The organism is Streptomyces sp. Ru62 (assembly GCF_002920615.1).
Classification (GTDB): domain Bacteria; phylum Actinomycetota; class Actinomycetes; order Streptomycetales; family Streptomycetaceae; genus Streptomyces.
Genome location: NZ_PQSU01000003.1, coordinates 116,351 through 134,351, shown reverse-complemented (window position 1 = coordinate 134,351; position 18,001 = coordinate 116,351). Strand labels below are relative to the sequence as shown.

At 70.8% G+C, this 18,001-nt stretch carries 16 protein-coding genes; 8 read left to right on the top strand and 8 right to left on the bottom strand.

Features of this window, described 5'->3' with window-relative positions; all coding sequences use genetic code 11:
- The first annotated feature begins 88 nt into the window (after positions 1–88).
- On the top strand, positions 89–805 hold the full coding sequence (locus C3492_RS05205; protein WP_181140208.1) for an SDR family oxidoreductase: 717 nt from the start codon (positions 89–91) through the stop codon (positions 803–805).
- A 397-nt stretch (positions 806–1,202) separates the two neighbouring features.
- Here C3492_RS05205 and C3492_RS05200 read toward each other — a convergent pair whose 3' ends face one another.
- The 3 genes from C3492_RS05200 to C3492_RS05190 form a co-directional block, all read right to left on the bottom strand.
- Positions 1,203–2,048: an LLM class flavin-dependent oxidoreductase gene (locus C3492_RS05200; protein WP_103810538.1), complete on the bottom strand. Its 846-nt coding sequence runs from the start codon at positions 2,046–2,048 to the stop codon at positions 1,203–1,205.
- A 50-nt stretch (positions 2,049–2,098) separates the two neighbouring features.
- On the bottom strand, positions 2,099–3,799 hold the full coding sequence (locus C3492_RS05195; RefSeq protein ID WP_103810537.1) for an amidohydrolase: 1,701 nt from the start codon (positions 3,797–3,799) through the stop codon (positions 2,099–2,101).
- Between the two features lie 403 nt (positions 3,800–4,202).
- The gene (locus tag C3492_RS05190) at positions 4,203–4,742 is read right to left on the bottom strand and encodes a YceI family protein (RefSeq protein ID WP_103810725.1); all 540 of its coding nucleotides are present in this window, start codon (positions 4,740–4,742) and stop codon (positions 4,203–4,205) included.
- 232 nt (positions 4,743–4,974) lie between these two features.
- Between C3492_RS05190 and C3492_RS05185 the strand changes: the two genes are divergently transcribed.
- Positions 4,975–7,734, top strand: a complete 2,760-nt coding sequence (locus tag C3492_RS05185) for a helix-turn-helix transcriptional regulator (RefSeq protein WP_103810536.1) — start codon at positions 4,975–4,977, stop codon at positions 7,732–7,734.
- A gap of 22 nt (positions 7,735–7,756) precedes the next feature.
- Here the strand turns inward: C3492_RS05185 and mctP are convergent, their stop codons facing one another.
- Complete coding sequence (mctP, locus tag C3492_RS05180) at positions 7,757–9,352, bottom strand: monocarboxylate uptake permease MctP (RefSeq protein WP_103810535.1); 1,596 nt, start codon at positions 9,350–9,352, stop codon at positions 7,757–7,759.
- A gap of 170 nt (positions 9,353–9,522) precedes the next feature.
- Here mctP and C3492_RS05175 point away from each other — a divergent pair, with 170 nt between their 5' ends.
- Complete coding sequence (locus tag C3492_RS05175; protein ID WP_107500662.1) at positions 9,523–9,966, top strand: cupin domain-containing protein; 444 nt, start codon at positions 9,523–9,525, stop codon at positions 9,964–9,966.
- A 53-nt stretch (positions 9,967–10,019) separates the two neighbouring features.
- Here the strand turns inward: C3492_RS05175 and C3492_RS05170 are convergent, their stop codons facing one another.
- A complete protein-coding gene (locus C3492_RS05170; RefSeq protein WP_103810534.1) occupies positions 10,020–10,514 on the bottom strand; it encodes a hypothetical protein in 495 nt (164 codons plus the stop codon).
- Between the two features lie 166 nt (positions 10,515–10,680).
- A complete protein-coding gene (locus tag C3492_RS05165; RefSeq protein WP_258055500.1) occupies positions 10,681–11,094 on the bottom strand; it encodes an SsgA family sporulation/cell division regulator in 414 nt (137 codons plus the stop codon).
- A 321-nt stretch (positions 11,095–11,415) separates the two neighbouring features.
- Here C3492_RS05165 and C3492_RS05160 point away from each other — a divergent pair, with 321 nt between their 5' ends.
- The 5 genes from C3492_RS05160 (at position 11,416) to C3492_RS44460 (ending at position 15,437) form a co-directional block, all read left to right on the top strand.
- Positions 11,416–12,951: a GMC family oxidoreductase N-terminal domain-containing protein gene (locus C3492_RS05160; RefSeq protein ID WP_308461123.1), complete on the top strand. Its 1,536-nt coding sequence runs from the start codon at positions 11,416–11,418 to the stop codon at positions 12,949–12,951.
- 208 nt (positions 12,952–13,159) lie between these two features.
- Complete coding sequence (locus C3492_RS05155; RefSeq protein ID WP_103810533.1) at positions 13,160–13,537, top strand: hypothetical protein; 378 nt, start codon at positions 13,160–13,162, stop codon at positions 13,535–13,537.
- 99 nt (positions 13,538–13,636) lie between these two features.
- The gene (locus C3492_RS05150; protein ID WP_103810532.1) at positions 13,637–14,206 is read left to right on the top strand and encodes a class I SAM-dependent methyltransferase; all 570 of its coding nucleotides are present in this window, start codon (positions 13,637–13,639) and stop codon (positions 14,204–14,206) included.
- Complete coding sequence (locus tag C3492_RS05145) at positions 14,154–14,468, top strand: hypothetical protein (protein WP_103810531.1); 315 nt, start codon at positions 14,154–14,156, stop codon at positions 14,466–14,468. Before C3492_RS05150 ends, C3492_RS05145 begins: the two co-directional genes overlap by 53 nt.
- An 801-nt stretch (positions 14,469–15,269) precedes the next feature.
- Positions 15,270–15,437, top strand: a complete 168-nt coding sequence (locus tag C3492_RS44460) for a hypothetical protein (protein WP_181140207.1) — start codon at positions 15,270–15,272, stop codon at positions 15,435–15,437.
- A gap of 262 nt (positions 15,438–15,699) precedes the next feature.
- On the opposite strand, the gene C3492_RS05140 is transcribed toward C3492_RS44460, so the two are convergent.
- Both C3492_RS05140 and C3492_RS05135 read right to left on the bottom strand, forming a co-directional pair.
- On the bottom strand, positions 15,700–16,923 hold the full coding sequence (locus C3492_RS05140) for a glycoside hydrolase family 3 N-terminal domain-containing protein (RefSeq protein ID WP_103810530.1): 1,224 nt from the start codon (positions 16,921–16,923) through the stop codon (positions 15,700–15,702).
- A gap of 220 nt (positions 16,924–17,143) precedes the next feature.
- A complete protein-coding gene (locus C3492_RS05135) occupies positions 17,144–17,827 on the bottom strand; it encodes an SDR family oxidoreductase (RefSeq protein WP_103810529.1) in 684 nt (227 codons plus the stop codon).
- Positions 17,828–18,001: the final 174 nt, after the last annotated feature.

Here is an 18,001-nt window from a genome sequence, read left to right as displayed (position 1 = left end):
ACGGCGGCGTGGTGCCGGACGCGGCGGGTGGAAGGATCGGCGACAGGGTCCATCCAGTCAGGGATGCTCAAGGACAAGGAGACCGCTGTTGTCCGGACGTACCGTGCTGATCACAGGAGCGTCGAAGGGGATCGGCCTCGCCGCCGCCCACCGGCTCGCCGGCCAGGGACACCGGGTACTGGGGATCGCCCGCGGTGTCCCGGACGGTGACTTCCCGGGGGTGCTGCACGCGTGCGACCTCGCCGACGCCGGGGCGACGCGCGAGCTGTTGGAGACCATCACCCGCGAGGAGCGCGTGGACGCGGTCGTCAACAACGTCGGCATCGTCCTGCCGCAACCGCTCGGCGAGATCACACTCGACGCGCTGCACGAGGTGTACGACCTGAACGTGCGCGCCGCAGTGCAGGTCACACAGGCGTGCGTCGACGGGATGCGGGAGCGCGGCTGGGGCCGGATCGTCAATGTGACGAGCCGTGCGCAGCACGGCTCGCGCACCCGCAGCAGCTACGCGGCGGCCAAGAGCGCCCTGGTGGGGCTGACCGGCACGTGGGCGCTGGAGCTGGCGGAGCACGGGGTGACGGTCAACGCGGTCGCCCCGGGCCCGGTGGAGACCGAGCTCTTCCGCGAGAAGCACCCGGTGGGCGGCGCGGACGAGGCCAGGGTGCTGCGCTCCGTGCCCATGGGCCGCTTCGGCCGCCCGGAGGAGGTCGCCGCGGCCATCGCCTTCCTGCTGAGCGAGGACGCCGGCTTCATCACCGGCCAGGTGCTCGGCGTGGACGGCGGCGGCAGCCTCTCCGGCCGCTGAGAAGCCGGAGGCAACACCACTCCCAGCCCCTCGGCAACGGACGCCAGGCACCCAGCCCCTCGGCAACGGACGCCAGGCACCCAGCCCCTCGGCAACGGACGCCAGGCACCCGGCCCCTCGGCAACGGGCGCCGGGCACCCCCAGCCCTTGAAGAGCCGGGCGTGACAGCATCCGCGGCTGTTGGCGGGCCGAGCGGGGCGGCACCCCGGTCGCTGACGACCCGGACGGGCGCGCTGGTGCCCTCGACCGGGGCGAACCGGGCGGCGGGGACAAGGACGCGGAAGGGACGGCGCCCCGCGCCTGACGGCGGCGGAAGGCACGCCCCGTCGGTGCCACACCTCGTACGAGGCGGCCCGGGCGGCGTCAGCGCTCCCCGGGCCGCCCGGCTGCTGGTTTCTCACACCACGTCGGCGAGCCGGTCCACCTGGTCGGGGTCGACGCCGTAGCAGTAGAGCACCACCTCGTCGGCGCCCAGGTCGGCGAGGGCGGTGATCGCGGCGCGGATGGCCGTCGGCGTGGTGAGCAGGCCTGCGGCCATCCGGTCGGCCATGCCCGTGAAGGCGTAGTAGTCGAGCAGGGCGGCGCGCGCCTCGTCGATCACCCGCTCGGGTCCGAGCGCGACGCTGACCTGAGCGACGAGCCGGGGCGCGCCGTCCCGGCCCTGCTGCCGCCAGGCCTTCCGCACGGTGTCGAACAGGTCCGCGACCATCGGCACGGGCGCGGCAGCGAGGTAGCCGTCGGCCCACCGTGCGACGCGTTCGAGCGCGGCCGGCTGGAATCCGCCCAGCAGGACCTCGGGGCCACCCTGGCGAGCGGGGCGCGGCCCGACCGGCCCGATGCCGTCGCCGTGGTCCGCGCCGGACCACAGCCGGCGCATGACGGCCAGTTGTTCGTCCAGGCGGCGCCCCCGGCTCCGCATGTCGGCGCCGACGGCCGCGTAGTCGTCGGCGCGGGTGCCGACGCCGAGGCCCAGCACGAACCGGCCCCCGGTCATCCGGTCGATGGTGGCCGCCTGCTTGGCCAGCAGGACGGTGTCGCGGGTGGGGGCGAGGAGGACCTCGGTCTGTACGCGGATGCGCGAGGTGGCCCCCGCGAGGACCGCGAGGGCGGCCAGGGGTTCGGGGTTGTCGTAGACCACCCGGTCGAGCAGGCCCAGTGAGCTGAACGGACCGGCATCGGCCCGCCGGGCCCAGGTGGTCAGCAGGCCGGGATCGCCGATGGGCAGGCCGATGCCGATGTTCATGGACGGGGCTCCTCTTCTGGAGACAGGATCGGAGTGTGGCGCGGCCGGGGTCAGGTGACCGGCGGTAGCGCGGGTCCGGTGGTGCCGAGCTGTTCCTGGGCGACGATCTGCGGGATCGGCCAGGTGACGCCGGGGGGCGGCCAGGACTGCCCGGTCGCCCTGAGGAACTCGGCGGGCGGTTCGTACAGCGGTGGCTGGGTGCCGTCAGGGATCATGCTCTTCCAGGTCACCCCGCTCGTGCGCTCCTCGAACTCGTCCTTCATGCCCTGGAGCAGGTCGGGCTGTTCGATGAGGTCGACGGCGGAGGCGGCCATGTAGCGGGCGGCGGAGAGCATGGCCTGGTGGCCTATGTGGGTCGCGGCGGTGGCGGTGACACCCCAGTTGTGGTTGGGCAGTCCGGGCGGGTAGGCCGCCGCGAGCAGCGTGGCCGTCGGCGCCTGCCAGCTCACGTCGGCGGCGTCGGTGGCCAGTCCGCCGGTGTAGTTGGCGGCGGGCGGCGCGAGCGGCGTGATGGTGGTGGGCATGCCGGTCTCGGGCTTGCCCAGCGACTTCTGGATCGCCCTGGCGAGGGCGTGGTCTTCCTCGGTGAACTGCGGTGCGCCGATCCGCCGCATGTTGTCGTACACCAGCTCGGCGCCCGCCTTGTTGGCGAGCAGGTTCCAGGTCGCGGAGTGGAACTTGTGCACGAGCCGGGTCTGGCTCGCCTGCGCGGCCGCCTTGGCGCAGTCCACGATCTTGTCGTAGAGCACCTGGGCACGGGCCGGGCTGCCCTCGCGGACGTAGTACCAGATGGAGCACATGTCGGGAGTCACGTTGGGGGCGCCGCCGCCGTTGATGACGGCGTAATGGAAGCGGCCCGAGGGCGCGACGTTCTTCTCCCGCAGGTACTCCGACATCGTTGCCATCAGCAGCGCGCCGTCGAGGCCGCTCTTGTTGCCCAGCGGGGTCCCGCCGTGGCCGGAGGCGCCGAGGAAGGTGAACGTGGCGGACAACAGGGCGCTGGTGGTGTTCCAGAACGGCATCGTGACGTTGAACGGATGCCAGTCGAGGACGGCGTCCAGGCCGTCGTACACCCCGGCCTTGACGGCGTACGCCTTGCCGACCAGTTGCTCCTCGCCCGCACTGCCGAAGAGTTTCACCATGGCCTTGAGGCCGTGTGCGTCGATGGCCTTGCTGACGGCGATCGCCGCGGCGGTGGCGGCGCCGCCGAGCAGGTTGTGCGCGTCGCCGTGGCCGCCGCCGTACGTCGGGCCGTAGGCGTCGTAGTTGTAGACGAGCGGGTCGTGGGTCGACGCGCCCTTCTTCTGGGAGAGGCCCGGCAGAGCGTCGTACTCGGCACTGAAGCCGAGCACCGGCCCGCCGGAGCCGTAGGTGGCCACGAACGCGGTCGGGAAGCCGGCGGAGCCCCAGGTGACGCGGAACCCGTTGCGCTCCAGCAGCGCGGCGACCGCCTGGGAGGACTTCCACTCGCGCAGGGACAGCTCGGCGTGCTGCCAGACATCGTCGCTCAGATCCGTGATCGTGCGGCGGTTGGCCTTGATCCAGGAATCGGCGGTGGCCTTGGCGGGGGTGTCGCCGGCGAGGCCGGTGGGGGCCCTGTAGCCGGTCGGGGAGACTCCGGTGCGTTCGTCGTGGCCCAGCGTCGCGGCGAGCACGGGATCCGCTTGCAGGACCGTGGCGGTCGTGGCGGTGGCACCGAGTCCGAACATCTTCAGCAGACGCCTGCGACCCACATAGGGCACGTCGTTCATCGCAGCCTTTCTTGACAGCGCGATAGTGACAGTTGCGCGAGTCATGATTCTGTGGCGCGCTGATCGATACCAGGATGCGTCAGGACTACCTGAAGTCATTATCAGCCAGTTGCTGGGTCACTACCGTGAGCATGAGTCAACTGGTGACTGTGTCGGCGGCCCGGTGTCCGTCGGCGCGAGCCGGACGCCGGCCCGAGGCGCCGGGCAGGCCGCCGATCGCCCTCGCTCACGCAGCTCGGCCGTCTCCACGCGGGCCGGGACCGTTGCCCGCACGGGGTGCCCGCAGGGTCCGCCGGGGCTGTGCCCTGTCCGCGGTCACCGCCGTCGGGGAGTCGAGTGCGGCACCGGCCGCCGGGTACGTCCAGCGGCCGGCGCGGCACCGGCGCCCTGCCCGTACCAGCCGTCACGCCTGCTTGATCGCCGAGATGTCGAACCGCAGCCTGACCTTGTCGGAGACCAGGACGCCGCCCGTCTCCAGCGCCGCGTTCCAGGTCAGGCCCCACTCCGAGCGCAGGATCTCGGCCTTGCCCTCGAAGCCGACGCGCTCGTTGCCGAACGGGTCCTTCGCGGCGCCGTTGAACTCCAGGTCGATGGTGAGCGGCTTGGTGACGCCGAGCAGGGAGAGGTCGCCGGTGATGCGGTAGCCGTCGCCACCCAGGGACTCGGCCTTGGTGGAGCGGAACGTCATGACCGGGAACTCGTCGATCTTGAAGAAGTCGGACGACTTCAGGTGGCCGTCGCGGTCGGCGCTCCCCGTCTCGACGCTCGCCATCTGGACGTCGAGCGTGGCCGTGGACTTCGTGGGGTCGGCGCCGTCGAGGTGGAGCGTGCCGGTGAAGTCCTGGAAGCCGCCCTTGACGTTGGTGACCATGGCGTGCCGCACCACGAAGCCGATCGTGCTGTGGGACGGGTCGATCGTGTAGTCGCCGGTCAGGGCTGACATGTCCGTGCTGTCGAGGGTACTCACCAGGTGCTCCTACGGGACTCGGGATCGCGTGTAGAGATCAGAAGCATAATGACATGATTTTTGAAGGTTCAACAGATACCTATGACCCTCCTTGCAGACTAATTCATGTATGTTGGACATGTATGAAAGAGTCAGTCAGTCGCCATGATTCACCTATAGTTCCTCCAGGCTGTCCAAGGTGACAGCGGGACTCGCCAGAGGTGTACCCATGGACGATGTGCCCCCTGCGTCGGCACTCTTCGGCCGCGCCGAAGAGCTGCGCAGGATCGAGACCTTCGTGGAGCGCGCCCGGCACCGGGGCGACTCCCTCTTCCTGTACGGGGAGCCGGGCGCGGGCAAGACGCGCCTGCTGGACGCCGCCGCTGAGCGCGCCTCCGCCCAGGGTGCACGCGTCATCCGGGCCACCGGCGTGCAGTACATGGCGGACGTCAGTTACGGGGTGCTCGCCGAGCTGCTCCTGCCGTTGGCCTCGGGGGTCACCGAGCTGGACGACGTGTTCCGCGATGCTCTGCTGGCGGCCCTCGGCAGGCGGACCGGCCCGGTGCCACCGCGGCTGGTCATCCTCAACGCCTTCCTCACCCTGCTGCGCCGTCAGGCGGAGGACGGCCCGCTCCTCCTCGTCGTGGACGACCTGCCCTGGGCAGACAGCCCCAGTGCGGTCGCGCTCGGTTTCGTGGCCCGTCGGCTGACCGGCAGCCCGGTCGGTCTGATCACCGCCGCGCGCACCGACGAACGCGATCACTTCCAGCGCAGCGGGCTGCCGGCCCTCCAGGTCAAGCCGATCGACGAGGTCTCCTCGGGGGAACTGCTGGACGCGGCGTTCCCCGGCCTGGCACCGAGTGTCCGGCACCGTCTCGTCACCGAGGCCCGCGGCAACCCGCTGGCCCTGCTGGAGCTGCCCGAAGCCCTGACTCCGGCCCAGTTGTCCGGTGTCGCGGTGCTGCCGGACGTGCTCCCGCTCACCCGCCATGTCGAGTCGGTGTTCGCGGCCCGCGTCGCCCTGCTGCCTCCCCAGACGCAGGAAGCCCTTCTCGTCCTGGCCCAGGAGGGAACCGGTGACCTGCGGGTACTACAGCGAGCCGCCGGAGCCGAACCCGCTCTCGAACATCTCGCGCCGGCGGAGAGCGCGAAACTGATCAAGGTCGACCTCGCCTCGCGCCAGGTGGAGTTCCGTCACCCCCTCGTGCGCTCGGCGGTGGTCGAGTCCGCCGGGGAAGCCGACTTGCGCCGGATCCACCGGCTGCTGGCCGGTCTGTTCACCGACGATCCGGAGCGCCGTGCCCGGCACCTCGCCGAGGCGGCGAGCGAGGCTGACGAGTCGGTCGCGAACCCGCTGGAGGAGGCCGCCCATCGCAAGCTCCGTCGCGGTGACGCGGCCGGTGCGCTGGCCGCTCTGGTCCGAGCCGCGCAGTTCAGCACCGCCGCCGACGACCGCTGCCGACGGCTGGCCCAGGCTTCCTACCTGGCCGCCCACCTCACCGGTGAGCTCGACACCGCCACCCGCCTGCTGGCCGAGATCCGCGCCGCCGGCCCGCCGCGGGGCGGCTCGCTGCACTCGGTGGCGGCCGCCGCCTACGTGCTCATCAACGGAGAGGGCGACGTCGAGACGGCTCACACACTGCTCGTCGACGCCATCGAGAACGGCGATCACGGCTACGACGCCTCCCGCACCGACCTCGTCGAGGCACTTCACACGTTGCTGATGATGTGCTGGTTCGCCGGCCGGGAGGACTTCTGGCCGCCGTTGTACGCCGCGATCGACCGACTCCGGCCGCAGCCCCCGGAACTGCTGCTGCTCATGAGCAGGACCCTGCCCGACGCCGCCCGCACGTCACCCGGGGAGCGCCGGCGCCTGACCGAACTCATCGACCGCCAGCACGAGTGGCGGGAGCCCCATCGGCTGGTCCGCGTCCACGCCTCGGCGATCTACCTGGACCTGCTCGGCGGCTGTCGCGCGCAGTCATGGGGCCTCGTCGAGAACGGCCGGGCGGGCGGGGCCGTGCGCAGCGCTCTGAGCGCGTTGCTGCACCTGGGCCTCGACGACTTCGCGGCCGGACGCTGGGAGGAGGCCGAACGGCTGGCCGACGAGGGCCTGGCACTCGCCGAGGCCCACGGGTACACCTTCGTGACCTGGTTCTTCCACCTCCACAAGGCCCTGCTGGCCGCGGTCCGCGGCGACGCGGAGGCGGACCGGTGGGCCGATGAACTCACCCGTGTCACCACCGCCCGCAAGGCTCATGGCGCGGCCCGCACCGCACACCACCCCAGAGCGCTCGCCGCCGCCGGACGCGGGGACTGGGAGGCCGCCTACCAGCACTCGTCCCGGCTCAGCCCGGCGGGCCGGCTGGCCCCGTACACCTCCCACGCCCTGTGGGTGACCCTCGACCTCGTGGAAGCGGCACTGCGTACCGGCCGCACGGCGGAGGCGAAGGCGCACGCCCGGGCCATGCGGGAGGCCGGGCTGCCGGATCTCTCGCCCCGGCTCGCCCTGCTCACCCTGGCCGCCGAAGCACTCGTGGCCCCCGACGAGGAGGCGCTGGACCTGTTCGAGCGCGCGGTGTCGGCGTCAGGCGCCCACCACTGGCCGTTCGACTACGCGCGCGTCCAGTTCCTCTATGGTGAGCGTCGGCGTCGCATCGGCGAGGTGGCCGAGGCCCGCTCCCACCTCAGCACCGCCCTCGCCGTCTTCCAGCGCCTCCAGGCCACCCCCTGGGCGAACCGGGCGGGCGCCGAGCTGAGGGCCGCCGGTCGCAACCATCCCCTGCCGGTCGTCGGTGGAACGGGGACCGGAAGTCTCACGGCCCAGGAGGTGGAGATCGCCATGCTCGCCGCCGAGGGGCTGACCAACAAGCAGATCGGCGAGCGGCTCTACCTCTCGCACCGGACGGTGGGGACGCACCTCTACCGTATCTTCCCGAAGCTCGGCATCACTTCCCGCGCCGCGCTCAGGGACGCGTTGTCGCAGTAGGGGAGGACTCGGTACGGCCGGTTCAGCGGCGGCGCGTCGCCCCGTCCGCTTCGCCGTGCGGGTCCGCCGTGTAGTCCGAGGCCCTGGTCTCGTCGCCGCCCTCCGGTGCCCGCACGGCCCTGAGTACTGGAGTGAGCGCCACGGTGACCAAGGCGTTCAGCACGAAGGCGGTGAGACCGATGTAGCCGCTCTCGCCGATGCCGGGGATCGCGGCGGCGTTGCCGGCGAAGTGCCGCTGCGCCGGTGACGCGACCCCGTACGCGGTGACCGTGCCGTACACCATGCCCGCGGCCCAGCCGGCCAGCAGAGCCCAGCGGTGGAACCAGCGGGTGAACAGACCGCCGACCAGCGCGGGGAAGGTCTGGAGGATCCAGATGCCGGCCAGGAGTTGGTAGTTGATGGCCACGGTGTTGTCCATGGTCAGGACGAAGACCAGTGCGCCGGCCTTCACCAGCAGGGAGGCGATCTGGGAGACGCGGGTCTCCTGCTCGGCTGTCGCGTCCGGCTTGATGAACTCCTTGTAGATGTTACGGGTGAACAGATTGGCCGAAGCGATCGACATGACGGCGGCCGGTACCAGCGCGGCGACACCGATCGCCGCGAAGGCAACGCCCGCGAACCATGCGGGGAACAGGTCCTCGAACAACTGCGGTACGACCAACTGGGCGTCGGTCACCTTCACTTCCGCCGCCACCGCCATGAATCCGAGCAGTGCGAGCAGACCCATCAGCAGCGAGTACAACGGCAGGATGGTCGCGTTGCGGCGGATCACCTCACGGCTTCGGGAGGAGAGCGTCGCCGTGACGGCGTGCGGGTAGGCGAACAGCGCCAGCGCGGATCCGAGGACCAGCGTCGCGTACGTCCACTGTCCCCGCTCAGCCGGGACCAGGGCGCCACGCGGCTGCCCCGTCCGCGGATCCGTTCCGGCGAACGTGTGACGGACCTCGGCGAACACATGGTGGAACCCGCCGAGTCTGAGCGGGATGTAGACGATCGCCACGACGACCACGACATAGATCAGCAGGTCCTTCACGAAGGCGATCAGGGCCGGTGCGCGCAGCCCCGAGGTGAGCGTGTAGGCCGCGAGCACGCCGAAGGCGAGCAGGAGCGGCAGATCCTCGACGACCGCGCCGGTGTCGCTCCCGCCCCCGATGCCCATCACGTCCAGTAGAGCCCGCAGGCCGACCAGTTGGAGTGCCACGAACGGCATGGTCGCCAGGATGCCGGTGACCGCCACGGCCAGCGACAGGGCCCTGGAGCCGAACCGGCCCCGCACGAAGTCCGCCGTGGTCACGTATCCGTGCCGTTGGGACACCGACCACAGGCGCGGCAGGAACGTGAAGACGAGCGGGTAGACGAGATTGGAATAGGCGATGGCGAAGAAACCCGGCCAGCCCGCCGCGTAAACCGCTCCCGGCACGGCCACGAAAATGTACGCGGTGTAGAGGTCGCCGCCCAGCAGGAACCAGGTCACCCAGGTACCGAAGGATCGTCCGGCGAGTCCCCATTCGTCCAGGCTCCGCTCATCGGCTGTCCGGCGCCACCGTGCGGCCAGGAATCCCATGACCGTGACCAGCAGGAAAAAGCACAAGAAGACGCCGAGCGACACCGGGTTCATGGCACGGCTGTATACCGCCCAGACGTGCCCTGTCCACTATATCGCCGCGGCGATCAACCGATCACACACGGGCATGATGTCATCTACAGAGACAGGTGATGTCAGTTGGTGTGCCATGGAGGTACTAACATCAGTGCTGCTTCCAACGACTTATTGTCGAAAGGTTACTCATGACCAGGAACTTGGTCCGCGCCGGCCTCGCTGCGGCGGCGGTCGCGGGACTCTCGCTGGGCGCCGCGGCGGTGCCGGCTTCCGCAACGCCGGCCGGCCCGGGCGTGACCGGAACCATCATCTCGAAGACCACGGTCGGCTCGAAGGACTACATCCTGCGGCGCATCACCCTGCCGCCGGGGCAGAGCACGGGCTGGCACTACCACGACGGCACGTTGGTCGGTTACGTGGAGCAGGGCACACTGAGCCACTTCGACGCCTCGTGCGCCTCGGACGGCGTCTACAAGAAGGGCAGCTTCATCAAGGAGCCCGCGGGCGACGACCACGTGCACATCGGCCGCAACCTCGGCACCGTCCCGGTCGTTCTCGACGTCCTTTACGTCCTGCCGCACGGCGCACCACTGTCCGAGGACGCCCCCAACCCGGGCTGCGACTTCCAGTGACCGCGCCACCGGTTCCCGCCCGTCACCCGGGGGAGGGCGGGAACCGGTGTGTCTCAGGCCACGACGTAGTGCACCGAATGCCCCTTCTTGATGCGCCGGGCCTCACCCCTCGCGACAAGCCCTTCCAGGGTCGTGCGCACCACAGTGGTCTTGATGGCCCGGTCAGGATGCGCCTCGCTCAGTGTCGCCGCGACCTCGCCGGCCGAACACGGTCCGGACCGCTCGCCTAGGTGGGCGCGGATCAGGCTGACCAGGGTCGGCACGCGCTGCTTCGGCCCGCCGGCACCCCGCCTGCCCGGGGCGCCACCGGTCATGTTCCCCCCGGGGGCCGCGGACGGATGCTGAAGGGGAATGCCGTTCTCCAGAGCCTGCCGCATTGTCATGAGGACGGCATGATTGTGCTGCAGGGCGCTGAGGCGTGCTTCGAGTTGCTCCAGCTCGGCGCGGATCCCGTCCTGCTCCTCGGCGTTGCGCTCAAGGTCACTGGCCAACTGGGCACTGTAGTGCGTCACCAAGTCCGTGGTGGTCGTCGCCTCGGTTCCGGGCATGCGGCACCTCCTTGGTTCGGCTCCGAGTGCAGATCACGCTCCGAAGGTCCTTCTCGGACTGCCGCCGCGGCGCGTCGCACACGCGTCGCCGGGCGTCAGTGCACGAACTCAGTGTGACATTCCTTGGTGGGATCCGCAGCGGTACGGACACAAGAATCCGACAGTCTCATTCGATCAGGTGAGTCAGCTCGTCCCACGTCACCCATGCCGCTTCCTGTCCCTCGGGTACCAGACGGTAGGTCGCGAGCAGCCATTCGGTGACGGCCTCGGCCGGCATCTCGAAGAGAGCGGTGTGGGGGTCGCGCCCCACTTCCAGCCACAGGAACCACCCGTCGGCACCGTCGTTCTCCGGCCACACGGTGACATTTCCCTCGCCGGCGCTGCCCGTCAGCCCGTCGGCGAGCAACTCCCGTGAGAAGACCCACCGCACCGGATGCTCACCCTCCGAGTTGAGGATCAGTGTGACGGCATAGGGATCGCGCACGTCGTAGGAGAACTCACAGGAGATGATCACCGGAAACTGCTTGGCGACCCAATACGTCGCGGTGGAGGTGAGATGCGCTTTTCTCATTCCGTCCATCCCCGCTCCGGCCGTGAGTAGGAGGGGTGGTATTTCATTGTTCCCGGCTGTGTCATCTGCTCGCTTCCCGCTTCTGGGACAGGGTCGCCCCGCACCACCCCGTACCGCTTCTTCATGATGCGGGCCCCCCGACCTCTTTCCCATACGTCATCTGACGGTGATGGTCCCGGGAAGCGGGGGAGGCGACGCATGCAGGCCGGCTCTGGGCACCTGACTGTAACCTCTTGTCTTGAGCTGGACAGTGCCGTGAAAACACATGACGTAACATGCCTGTATACGTAAGTCACTGAAGAGCCATGTGGCTTCCCGGGAGAAGGCTGGATGATGCAAACGGAAACGTACGATTACGTCGTGGTGGGCGCCGGCACAGCCGGATGCGTACTGGCCGCCCGGCTCTCGGAGGACCCGGGGACCCGCGTGCTGCTGATCGAGGCGGGCAGCGCCGAACCACTCGACCTGATGGCCGTTCCCCCCGCCTGGCCCGCCCTGATGGGTTCCGACGCCGACTGGGCCGACCACAGCGTCCCGCAGGAGGGCGCCGGCGGGATGGTCATCCCCCTGCCGCGCGGCCGTGCCCTCGGCGGCAGTTCGTCCATCAACGCCATGACGTTCCTGCGCGGACATCGCTCCAGCTACGACGCCTGGGAGAAGGCCGGCGCGACCGGCTGGACGTACGACGAACTCCTTCCGTACTTCAAGCGCAGCGAGAACCTCACGGGCGTACCCGGCCGTGATCCCCGCTACCGCGGCATGGAGGGACCGCTGCGGGTCGCTCCCGCCGCCCGTCCCCACCCGCTGTCCGAGGCCTTCCTCGAAGCGGTGCGGCAGGCGGGTCACCCGATCACCGAGGACTTCACCAGCGGTCTGGATGAGGGCTTCGGCTGGGAGGACCTGAGCATCGTCGACGGTCTCCGGCTGGACGCGGCCACCGCGTATCTCCGGCCCGTCCTCGACCGCCCCAACCTGACCGTGGTGACGGACGCCCTCGCCCACCGGCTGACCTTCGACGGCAAGCGGTGCACGGGCGTCGAGTACGGGGTCGGCGAGCAGCACCACAGCGCGCGGGCCGCCCGGGAGACGGTGCTCACCGCGGGCGCGCTGGGCTCCGTTCAGTTGCTGATGCTCTCCGGCATCGGCCCGGAGGGCCACCTGCGCGAGGTGGGCGTCGAGCCGCGGGTGAACCTGGCCGGAGTGGGGGCGAACCTCCAGGACCACGCCTTCACGGGCGTCGTCTACCAGGCCTCCCGCCCGGTGCCCCCCTCGATGGGCAACCACGGTGAGGTGGCGGGGCTGATCCGCACCGACCCGTCCCTCGACGGTCCCGACGTCCAGTTGCAGATGGTGGACGTGCCGTTGCGCGAGGACACGCTGCCCGGCCCCGCGATGGACCAGGGGTACATGCTCATGGTGGCGCTCATGCGGCCGTTCAGCCGCGGCACGGTCCGGCTGGCCGACGCGACCCCCGGCAGCGCGCTCGTCGTGGACCCGCGCTACTACACGGACCCGCGGGACGTCGACGCCCTGGTGCACGGTCTGCGCACCGTGAGGGAGATCGGTCGCACGCAGGCACTGGCCGAGTGGCGCGGCGAGGAGGCCCTGCCGGGTGCGGACGCCCAGGACGACGAGGCCCTGCGCGCCTACGTCCGCCGGAACATCCGTACCTATGCCCATTACAGCGGCACCTGCCGCATGGGCACCGACGACACAGCCGTGGTCGATCCGCAGCTTCGCGTGCGAGGCGTCGAGGGGCTGCGGGTGGCCGACGCCTCCGTCATGCCGACCATCGTGTCCGCGAACACCAACGCCACGGTGTACGCGATAGCGGAGCGGGCGGCGGAGCTGCTGCGCACCCGCTGACCGATGGGTCGCCCCGGCCGGGGTCCCGCTCCGAGTGGACCGGGCCCACGGTCGGCGCGACATGCCCATGCTTCTGCTCCTACGTGGCATCTACTACCTGACATAGTATGAACACGTAGTGTCGGTCAGGACGGCTGAACCGTCACCGCTTTGAATCAGGTGTTTCTTCGTCGCCGACACATCGGCCGTCACTCAAAGGAACCGACACATGCACAAGCGACTCGTCCTGGACGACCCGGTCGTCTCGGCGTCGGTCTCGCCTTCCGGCCTGCTGACCGAGCTGGCCGCGGCTCTGGAGCAGGACGCGATCACGGGCGAATGGACGCCGACCGCGTTGGAGCGGAGCCTCGCGCGACGCCTCGTCATCGGCTCGGCGGGTGATCTGCAACTGACCGCGGGCCTACTGCGGTCCGCCCTGTGGGAGGGAAGTGTCGCGCTGGCCCACGAGAACGGCGGACGGTTCGGTTCACTTCTCGGCCTGTCGTTCAGCGTGGCCGAGTCGTCGGAGCCGCACCGTGACAGCGCTCTGACCCGGGTGCGGGACACGATGGAACGCGTGCATCTCATCGGGCCAGGTACGGCCTGATCCCGTCCGGTTCCGTCGCGCCCTGAGCCGGCCGCCGACATCCCGTCGCCCTTTGCTTTTCCGCCGTCGGCAGTCCGATGAAGAAATGGTGAGCATGCAGTGACCGACACAGCAGGCGCGCCAGCCCCCTCCGGGGAGGTGTACGGCGAGCATGTCTTCTCGCATCTGCGCCCGGACGAGGCCGAGCGCCTCGAAGCGCTCGCCGGGGCGCTGGACGAGAACACGTTCCGACGCCTCGAGCGGCTGCCCCTGCGGGAGGACTGGCACTGCCTGGAGATAGGAGCCGGGCTCGGGACCACTGCCCGCTGGCTGGCGGCCCGTTGCTCGCGCGGGCGGGTCGTCGCCACCGACATCGACACCCGGCTCTTCCCCGACACCGGCAGCAGGAACGGCTGGGAGGTGCGGGAGCACGACGTCACACGGGACGAGTTCCCGGCAGGCTCCTTCGACCTCGTACACGCCCGCTGGGTCTTCTCCCACCTGCGCAGCCGGGACGCCGACCTCGTGAGGGTGGTCCGCTGGCTCAAGCCGGGGGGGCTGGCTCGTCGTCGAGGACCTGGCCCAGTTCCCGCTGGAGTCCTCACCCGACCCGCTCTACCGCAAGGTCGGCCTCGCCATGTGCGACGCCGTGCGGGCGCGGATCGGCACCGACTGCACGTGGGCCCGTAACCTCCCCGGAGTTCTCGCGGCAGTCGGCCTGACGGCCGTCGGGGTGGAGGCCTCCGCGTCCTCGGTGGGCCCCGGTCCCATGGGCCGCTTCTGGCAACTCAGCGCGGAACAGCTGAGGTCCGATCTCCTGGGCTCCTTCGGCGTCAGCGCTGCCGAGCTGGAGCAGTTCCTGACCCAGGTCGGCAGCGGGGAGCTCATCGACCTGTGTCTGGGCACCGTCGCGGCCTGGGGACGGGCGCCGAGCCGCCCCGTCGTCGCGTAGGCCTTGCGGGACGCGTCCCAGTGAGGCGGTCCCCCTCGGACTCGACGGCCGTCGGCCACGGGGCGGGCTGCTGGTTCCGCCCGCCGGGTGTGCCCGGAAAGACCGTGCTGGTTTCCCGTTCGCATCCGCCTCCTCCCCGCACCGGCCGCCCGCGCGCACGGCCGCGTCAGCCTGCGCCTGCGCTCGCAAGCCGCGCCGAGCGCATGCTGATGTGAAGTGGGAAACATGAATGCCAGTCAGGTGCCGCAGCCGAGCGGGGAGCCCACGCCGGGGCGCGACACCGGGACGGAAGCCGGGCCCCGGCCGGCCCCGGCGCCGAGACAGCCCTGTGGAACGAGGAACTGCCCTGGGTGGACGACGTGTCCGGCGCCGCGGGTGTCACCGCTTCGCCACCGGAGGGCCCACCGAGCGGTCCGGGGTTCGCCCGCTTCGGCCCGTCGCGCTGCCGGGGGGCGTGTCCCTCGGCGCGTCGCTGGCCGAGACGGCGCGGGCGGCGGTGCGCGTGTACAACGGGCTGCCCGTAGGCGCCGGTTCCCGCCCGGACACCGCGGGGACGGTGGTGACGGTCGGTCCCGACGGCTCCCCCGGCCGCATGGTGATGGCCCGGGAGTCCGTCCAGTTTCCGCCGCTGCGGGCCGGAGAGCACCGGGATCCGCTGGTGACGGACCATCACTGGCCGCCGCCTCAACGGCCGTTGGTGCGCCCCGGCGTCTACCGCTACGGCCCGGACGCGGTGGTGGAGGTGACGCCGGGCGGCCTCTGGATACGCGGTCGGCGCGAGCGGGCCGGGGCCCGCCGCCCGTGCCGGTGGTCGTACGGCACGAGATGGTGCTGTACGACAGCGGGGAAGCCCGCCTGCTCGGGGAGTTCCGGCGGATCACCGAGGACCTCGCGCACCGGGTCTCGGCCGAGCACGGCGTGCCCGTCGTGGTACGGGGTGTGGACGCCGGCGGCGCGGGCGAGCCGTAGCGACCGCCGCCGGGCGGCCGGGCACCGTGCCCTGCCCCGGCGTGGGCTCCCGGTCCGGCACGACGCGGGAACCGGGCCACCAAGGGCACGACCGCGGGCGCCGTCACCCCCGCCGTCCCGTCCGGCCCGGACGGGACGGGGCGGGGCGTCGCCGCACGGACGGGAAGGGGCGCCGCCGGCCCGTCCGACCGGCCGATGGCGCGGCGGGGTCACCGGGCCACCGCCCGGCCGGCCGGAATCATGGGCGCCGCCCCGGCCGCCCTCAGCCGCAGCTGAGCTGTCCGGCGCTCACCTTCGCCAGGAGAACGCGGTGCACGCTGTCGGCGACGTCGGCACGGAACGCGGCGCTGGTCCGCATCCGGTCGCTGATCGCCTGCGTCATCGCGGGTACGGTGGACGGCTTCACGGTGAGGATCAGGTTGCCGCCCGCCGAGAGGAAGTTGACGGCTCGCTGGCCCGGGGTGAAGGACCGTACGGCGACGGCCTGCCCGAGGTCGTCGGAGATGACGACGCCCTTGAAGCCGAGCTGGGTGCGCAGCAGCTTGCGGATGACCGTGGGCGAGAAGGCCGCGATGTGGTGGGCGTCGATCTTCGTGTAGGTGGCCGAGGAGGTCATCACGAACGGCGCACCGGCCTTGATCCCGGCCTTGAACGGCGTGAGGTAGGAACTGGTGGTGGTCGTCACCGAGTCGACGACGTTCGCGGTGGTGTCGGTGTTCCCGATCACCCGGCCGAGACCGGGGAAGTGCTTGAACGTCGTCATCACATGGGCCTGCTTGAACCCGGCGGCGAACGCACCGGTGTGCGAGGTCACGGTTTCGGGGGTGTGGCCGTACTCACGGTAATAGCGCCCGATGGGCCCGTTGCGCGTGCCGAGGCTGGCCGGGACCACGTCCGCCACGGGGGCCAGGTTCAGGTCCAGCCCGGCGGACTTCAGCTGGCCCGCCCAACCGGCGGCCCGGCTCTTCAGCGTCGACGTCGACCAGCCGCCCTGGGTCAGCGCGTTCGGGATGGTGGAGAACCCGGGACCGCTCAGCACCTGCACCTGGCCGCCCTCCTGGTCCGTCGCGACCAGCAGGCCCACCCGTCGGCCGGAGACCGTGTCCGCCTGGCCTCGGAAGCCGTCCACCACCTTGCGCGTCGCCTTGGTGCCGGCACTGCTGCGCCCGGTCAGCATGACCGAGCCCACGTGGTGGTCACGGAGCGTGCGCAGATCGGTGGCACTGGGGCGGGAGGCGGACACCCCTCCCATGAAGAGCTGCCCTATGCGCTGCGCCTGGGTCATGCCGTTGTAGACGCGGTCGACGCAGGTGGTGGGGGAGGTGACCAGGGCGGAGGGCGCCGGGGCCCCGGCAGGTTCCGTGGGGCGGGCCTGGGCGGCCGGTGTCCCGCAGGCGACGGCCGCCAGCATCATGGTGACGAGCGGGACGCCACTGCGCAGTGCCGCGGGACGACCTGCTCCGGGTCGGCGAGGACGGGCTGTCATGGGGTGCTCCTGGTTCTCGGGGGATGGGCAGCGGCGTCAACGGCCGGTCGTGGTCAGCACACGGGGGCGAGCCGGTGCGCCGCCTCCCACACGCTACGCCGCACCGGCCAGGAGTGCGCGCCTACGGTCACACTGCCCCGGCCCGCCGGTACCGGCGCGGGGTGCTCCCCCGGCGGCCCGGAGTCCGCACCCGTCTCCGCCGCGGCGGCCGCGCCCCGGATCAGCGCAGCAGCCACCCCGCGTCGACGGCGAGGTCGATTCCGTTGACGGAACGGTTCCGCAGGAGGAAGTCGACGGCGTCGACCACGTCGGCCATGGTGGCCGTCCGGCCGGTCGGCGTCCTCTCCACGACCGCGTCGAGGGGCTTGTCCTCCCAGTAGGGGCTGTCCCCGACGATTCCGGGGTGCAGTCCGTTGACGCGGATCGGCGCGAGTTCGGTGGCCAGGGCCCGCACCAGTCCGGTGACGCCGGCGTTCATGGTCGCGACGGTGAGCGCGCCGGGGTAGGGCCGTTCCTTGGCCTGCCCGCCGAACACCACCAGGGCGCTGTCCTCGTGCAGCCGGTCGCGCAGGGCGTGCACCGTCTGCGAGTAGCCCACGAACTTCAGCGTGAGCAGGTGCAGGGCGGCTTCCATGTCGTAGGTGTGGATGCTGTTGTTGTCGCGCGCGACGGCGGTCAGGACCAGTCCGTCGACCCGGCCCACCCCGGCCAGCGCCTCCTTGATCCCGGCCGGCTGGGAGAGGTCCAGCCCCAGTCCCCGGGCCGCGCCGACCTCCTTCGCGACCGCTGCGGCCCGGTCGGCGTCGCGCCCGGTCAGAATGACCTCGTCTCCTCGCTCGGCGTAGAACCGTGCCACCTCCTTGCCGAGACCGGACGTCCCGCCGATGACGACGATGTTACTCACTGAATCCTCCTGTGTTTGACTGGTGATGACATCGAACGACCCACTGCATAAGCCGAATTGACCATACTGTCAGCACCATCGCACACTAGCGCGAACATATGAGTACATGCGGGACGCTCACAGTCACGTATGTCCTGAGTGCCGAAGCCGACCTGCACTCCATGAAGAACGGGT

Bases quoted from the DNA above. Each gene is read 5' to 3' on its own strand.
- C3492_RS05200 (WP_103810538.1), bottom strand. From the start codon at position 2,048: ATGAACATCGGCATCGGCCTGCCCATCGGCGATCCCGGCCTGCTGACC.
- C3492_RS05195 (WP_103810537.1), bottom strand. From the start codon at position 3,799: ATGAACGACGTGCCCTATGTGGGTCGCAGGCGTCTGCTGAAGATGTTC.
- C3492_RS05190 (WP_103810725.1), bottom strand. From the start codon at position 4,742: ATGTCAGCCCTGACCGGCGACTACACGATCGACCCGTCCCACAGCACG.
- C3492_RS05185 (WP_103810536.1), top strand. From the start codon at position 4,975: ATGGACGATGTGCCCCCTGCGTCGGCACTCTTCGGCCGCGCCGAAGAG.
- mctP (WP_103810535.1), bottom strand. From the start codon at position 9,352: ATGAACCCGGTGTCGCTCGGCGTCTTCTTGTGCTTTTTCCTGCTGGTC.
- C3492_RS05175 (WP_107500662.1), top strand. From the start codon at position 9,523: ATGACCAGGAACTTGGTCCGCGCCGGCCTCGCTGCGGCGGCGGTCGCG.
- C3492_RS05170 (WP_103810534.1), bottom strand. From the start codon at position 10,514: ATGCCCGGAACCGAGGCGACGACCACCACGGACTTGGTGACGCACTAC.
- C3492_RS05165 (WP_258055500.1), bottom strand. From the start codon at position 11,094: ATGGACGGAATGAGAAAAGCGCATCTCACCTCCACCGCGACGTATTGG.
- C3492_RS05160 (WP_308461123.1), top strand. From the start codon at position 11,416: ATGATGCAAACGGAAACGTACGATTACGTCGTGGTGGGCGCCGGCACA.
- C3492_RS05155 (WP_103810533.1), top strand. From the start codon at position 13,160: ATGCACAAGCGACTCGTCCTGGACGACCCGGTCGTCTCGGCGTCGGTC.
- C3492_RS05145 (WP_103810531.1), top strand. From the start codon at position 14,154: ATGTGCGACGCCGTGCGGGCGCGGATCGGCACCGACTGCACGTGGGCC.
- C3492_RS05140 (WP_103810530.1), bottom strand. From the start codon at position 16,923: ATGACAGCCCGTCCTCGCCGACCCGGAGCAGGTCGTCCCGCGGCACTG.